A 5,033-nucleotide genomic window follows, 5' to 3' on the forward strand; every position below is an offset into this window, starting at 1 on the left:
CGTCAGCTTGGAGTTCGCGGTGTCGAGCTCGTAGCCGGAGTCGCCGAAGTGGCCGGCGATCTTGTTCTCGTCCTTCGGGGTGATCGTGAGCGTGCACGTCCAGTTGCCGTCCGCGTCCTTCTTGGGCGTACCGGCGGTCCAGGACGTGGCGACCTGGAAGACGCTGAAGGTGCCCTCGCTCTTGCCGTCCACGGTCATGCTCACGTCGCCGGCGTTGTAGACGACGGTCTTCGGGTCGAAGGTCGGGGTCTCGTCTGCGGCGTCAGCCTTCGCCTTCGCGGCAGTGGCCTTGGTGGCAGTCTTGGACGTGGTGCCGGACTTGGAGGCCTCGTCCTTCTCGCCCGTCGTGACCTTCTTGGCGGAGTCCGTCGTGGTCGCCTTCTGCTCGGTGGAGGTCGTGGCGGCATCCAGCCCCTCGGCGATCGCCTGTGTCGGGATCATCGCCGTGCCCATCGCGGCCGAGAGCGTGACCGCAAGGGCACCCCTTGCGAACATCTGGGCGCTCTTGCGCTTGATCAGACGGACGGTGTAGTTGGAAGTACCTGGGTGGTTGTCAGGCATGCAAATCTTCCTCTCGAGAAATGTTTTCCTAAAGCCCGGAACGAAACGCCACTTTTACTGAACACAGGTTGAATGTAGCTTCCGAGCGTCAGCTGGCGCGCAGGCGCGGGCAAGGGCTGGGAAACGTTTGCGTGAAGAGGACGTAAGGCGGCAGGTGGCGGGGCGTATGCGAGCGGGCCGCCGCTATAGTGGTGAGGCGACTGCAAACAACACCGGAGCGGAGATGCCATGCCAAGCTCGTCCTACCTTGCCAAGCAGATGATCGTGATGAGGCGCGACCTCAAGATGCGGAAGGGCAAGATCGCCGCCCAGGCGGGGCACGCCTGCGTGGAGGCCACGCTCATGGCGCTGGCACGCGAGCACCGGCTCGACCAGGTGCGCGTGGCGACCGCGGAGGACGGCAGCCCCACCTGGGTCTACCTGGACGACGACGGCACGCCGAGAAGCGCGCTCTCGGACTGGTTCGACGCCGGCGTCGCGAAGGTCTGCGTGTACGTGGACTCCGAGGAGGCGCTGCTCGACCTCGCGGAGCGTGGTCGCGAGCTGGGCTTTGCCGTCGCGCTTATCCGCGACGCGGGCCTGACGGAGTTCCACGGCGAGGCCACGTACACGTGCCTCGCGTTCGAGCCGCTCCGCGCGGAGGACATCGACCCCCTGACCGGGAAGCTGCCGCTGTACTAGCGCCTGGCACGCCGCGTGCCGGTGGGGCCCCGCGTCCTTCTCGCCCGGCTGGCCTTGTCCCCCGGCAAACCATTTCCGAACGGTTCCGATTGCGATGGGGCCAAATCGCCTGCACTATGATATTCAAACTATCTTGGACGATTTTGACCGCACTCGCGATAAGGGAGACGACATGCGCATCGATGACATCCTAAGGAGCAAGCAGACCTTCTCGTACGAGATCTTCCCGCCCAAGGGCGACATGTCGATGCAGCAGGCCACGTCCATCGCGGACGAGCTCACGCTCAACCACCCCGACTGGATCAGCGTTACGTTCAGCGCGGGCGGGTCCGGCAACTCCCAGCACACCGTCGACGTGGCCCGGGCCATCCAGCAGGCCGGCAAGACGCAGGCCCTCGCCCACCTCACGTGCCTTGGCTCCTCAAGGCAGGACGTCGACGCCTACGTGCGGGCCATCAAGGACGCGGGCGTCCAGAACGTCCTGGCACTGCGCGGCGACCGCGCGCCCGGACGCGAGGCAATCGACTTCGAGCACGCCTCCGACCTCGTGAGCTACCTCAAGGATACCGGCCTCTGCGTGGGCGCCGCGTGCTATCCCGAAGGCCACGTCGAGTCCGCGTCGCTTCGCGAGGACGTCGAGCACCTCAAGGCCAAGGTCGACGCCGGCGCCGACTTCCTGGTCACGCAGCTCTTCTTCGACAACGACGACTTCTACCGCTTCCGCGACCTGCTGGTCCGCAAGCACATCAAGGTCCCCGTCGTCGTGGGCATCATGCCGTTCACGAGCGTCCAGCAGATCCAGCGCATGGCGTTCACCTGCGGCGCCTCCATCCCCGCAAAGGTGATCAAGCGCCTGGTCGCGGCCGGCGACGACAAGGACGCCCAGCGTGAGGCGGGCATCGCCTACGCCTGCGAGCAGCTCGTGGACCTCGCGCAGAACGGCGTCGACGGCCTGCACATCTACACCATGAACCGCCCGTCCATCGGGCGCGCCACGCACGACTGCCTGCTCGAGGCAGGCTACCTCAAGGAGTAGCATGCCCGTCGTCCCCATCCTCAAGAGCTACCAGATCGACTCCATCGACCGCAAGGAGGTCCTTCGCTACCTGGGCTACCGCGGCCAGGAGGTCACGCCCGAGCTCGACGCGCGCCTCGACGGCGCGATCGCGCGCTGCCTCTCCATCGGCCAGCCGCGGGCGAGCCTCGCCACGTTCGACGTCGCCGGGCAAGAAGAGCTTCCCGATGGGACCCCGCAGGTCGACCTCGAGGGCACCGCGCTCACGCTCCGCGGCAAGTCCATGCGCAAGCACATGGACGGGGCCGTGCGCGTGGGCGTGTTCGCCGTCACCATCGGCATGGGCGTCGAGCGGGAGCTCAAGCGTCTCTCGCTCACGGACAACCTGGGGCAGGTGCTGTTCGACGCCGCCGCCACGACCATGGTCGAGCGCGCGGCGGACGCAGCCGAGGCCACGCTCGTAGGCATCGCCGCACGGGACGGCCTCTACACCAACTTCCGCTTCTCGCCGGGCTACGGCGACATGCCCATGGACACGCAGCCCATCCTGCTCGACACGCTCGACGCGCGCCGCCGCCTGGGCATCACGCTCAGCCCCACCCTGCTCATGACGCCCACCAAGAGCGTCACGGCGGTGCTGGGCATGTTCAAGACGCCGCAGAAGTCCACGCACGCGAGCTGCGCCGACTGCTTCTGCCGCGCGTTCTGCAACCTTCGCGCAACCACAGGGAGGACCTGTCATGACTAGCCGATCCCAGGCCGCGCCCAAGCCCGGCACCAAGGGCGTGGGCACGATCGACGCCCGCAAGTACTTTGGCACCTACGACGAGCGCCACCTGCGCGTGAAGGACGACCACCTGGCGCGCGTGCTCGCGGGCGAGGACTTCCTGCTGTTCGACGGCGCCATGGGCACGCAGCTCCAGGCGCGCGGCCTCGCCGCCGGCGAGCTGCCGGAGCTCCTCAACCTCACCAACCCGGAAGAGATCACCCAGATCCACCGCGCCTACGTCGAGGCCGGCTCGGAGGTCGTGACCACCAACACCTTTGGCGCGAGCGCACCCAAGCTGGGGGACGCGGCCACGGTGGAGGAGGTCTTCTCGGCCGCCGTCGCCTGCGCCAAGGCGTCGGGCGCGCGCTACGTCGCGGCGGACATCGGCCCCACGGGGTCGCTCCTCGAGCCCATGGGCACGCTGCCGTTCGACGACGCCTACGAACTCTTTGCGCAGCAGGTCCGCGCGGCGAACGCGGCGGGCGCCGACCTCTTCATCATCGAGACCGTCGCGGACCTGGCGGAGGCCAAGGCCGCCGTCCTCGCGGCAAAGGAGTGCTCCGACCTGCCCATATTCTGCACCATGACCTTTGGCGAGGACGGGCGCACGTTCCTGGGCACCACGCCCGAGGTGGCCGCCAAGACGCTGAGCTCGCTCGGCGCCAACGTCGTGGGCATCAACTGCTCGCTCGGCCCCAAGGACGTGGCGCCGCTCGTCGAGCGCATGCTCCCCTGGTCCAGCGTCCCCGTGATGGCGCAGGCGAACGCCGGGCTCCCCCGCGTGGAGGACGGCGTCACGCTGTACGACATCGCGCCCGGGGAGTACTGCGAGGCCGTCGCGGGCATGCTCGACGCGGGCGTCACGGTCGTCGGCGGCTGCTGCGGCACCACGCCGGACTACATCGCGGGCGAGAAGGACCTCCTTGCCGGCCGCACCCCCACCCCGCGCCACGTCAACCACGACTTCGCGGTCACGAGCTCGCAGCGGCTCGTGAGCATCCCCATGGGCCACGTGGGCGTCATCGGCGAGCGCATCAACCCCACGGGCAAGCGCCGCATGAAGGAGGCCCTGCGCTCCGGCAACTACGACTACGTGATGCAGGAGGCCATCGGCCAGACGGACGCGGGCGCGCAGGTGCTCGACGTCAACGCCGGCCTGCCCGAGATCGACGAGTCCGCCACCCTGCGCCGCCTCATGGCGGACCTCCAGGGCGTCACGAACCTGCCCCTCCAGGTGGACTCCGCCGTGCCCAAGACCATCGAGGCGGCCGTCCGCAGCTACCCGGGCAAGCCCATCATCAACTCGACCAACGGCAAGCAAGAGACGATGGACGCCGTCATCCCCATCGCGGCGCACTACGGCTGCGCGCTGGTCGCCCTCACCATAGACGAGAAGGGCATCCCCCAGACGGCGGAGGGCCGCCTCCAGATCGCGCGCAGGATCGTGGCCGCCACGGACGCCGCGGGCATCCCCCGTGAGGACGTGATCGTGGACTGCCTCTGCATGGCCGCCTCCACGGACCAGCGCGCGCCGCGCGCGATCCTGGACGGCATAGCCCTCGTCAAGCGCGAGCTCCCCGGCGTGCGCACGGTGCTCGGCGTCTCAAACATCAGCTTCGGCCTGCCGTTCCGCCCGCTCGTCAACGCCACGTTCCTCGCGGCGGCCTTCGCCGCGGGACTCGACCTCTGCATCATCAATCCCATGCAGCAGCGCATCATGGACGTGGTCAACAGCTGGCGCGTGCTCACGGGCGAGGACGAGAGCGCCCAGTACTACGTGGCCAACTACGCGACGCGAAGCGACAAGGCGTCGGCCGCGGCGCCGGCGGGCGGCTTCGGCGCAAAGGGCGTGCCTGCAGAATGCCCGCCTCATGCCACGGCCGACGCCGCGTCCCAGGCCGCCACGTCCGACGACCCCGCCGAGCAGGCCAAGGCCATGGTCCTCGCCGGCCGCAAGGGCCCCATGCCCGATCTTATCTCGCAGGTCCTCGCCCAGCACGACGTCAT

The 5,033-nt window shown here is 68.5% G+C and carries 5 protein-coding genes; 4 read left to right on the top strand and 1 reads right to left on the bottom strand.

The genetic code is table 11. The features are described 5' to 3' along the window. A partial coding sequence (locus tag ACI38Z_RS02100; RefSeq protein ID WP_439788532.1) for a hypothetical protein occupies positions 1-561 on the bottom strand: 561 nt, incomplete at its 3' end. 228 nt (positions 562-789) lie between these two features. Here ACI38Z_RS02100 and pth2 point away from each other — a divergent pair. From pth2 to ACI38Z_RS02120, 4 genes are all read left to right on the top strand, one after another. After that, positions 790-1,242 carry an aminoacyl-tRNA hydrolase gene (gene pth2 / locus ACI38Z_RS02105; RefSeq protein WP_439788533.1) on the top strand — a complete coding sequence of 151 codons (453 nt, stop codon included), beginning with the start codon at positions 790-792 and terminating at the stop codon, positions 1,240-1,242. A 172-nt stretch (positions 1,243-1,414) separates the two neighbouring features. Continuing rightward, positions 1,415-2,278: a methylenetetrahydrofolate reductase gene (locus tag ACI38Z_RS02110; RefSeq protein ID WP_439788534.1), complete on the top strand. Its 864-nt coding sequence runs from the start codon at positions 1,415-1,417 to the stop codon at positions 2,276-2,278. 1 nt (position 2,279) lies between these two features. Further along, on the top strand, positions 2,280-3,005 hold the full coding sequence (locus tag ACI38Z_RS02115) for a vitamin B12 dependent-methionine synthase activation domain-containing protein (RefSeq protein WP_439788535.1): 726 nt from the start codon (positions 2,280-2,282) through the stop codon (positions 3,003-3,005). After that, positions 2,998-5,033, top strand: a 2,036-nt coding sequence (locus tag ACI38Z_RS02120; protein ID WP_439788536.1) for a homocysteine S-methyltransferase family protein, incomplete at its 3' end; no start/stop codon positions are given. The genes ACI38Z_RS02115 and ACI38Z_RS02120, both read left to right, overlap by 8 nt.

The sequence above is a fragment of the Parafannyhessea sp. genome (assembly GCF_051876455.1).
In the GTDB taxonomy this organism is placed as follows: Bacteria; Actinomycetota; Coriobacteriia; order Coriobacteriales; family Atopobiaceae; genus Parafannyhessea.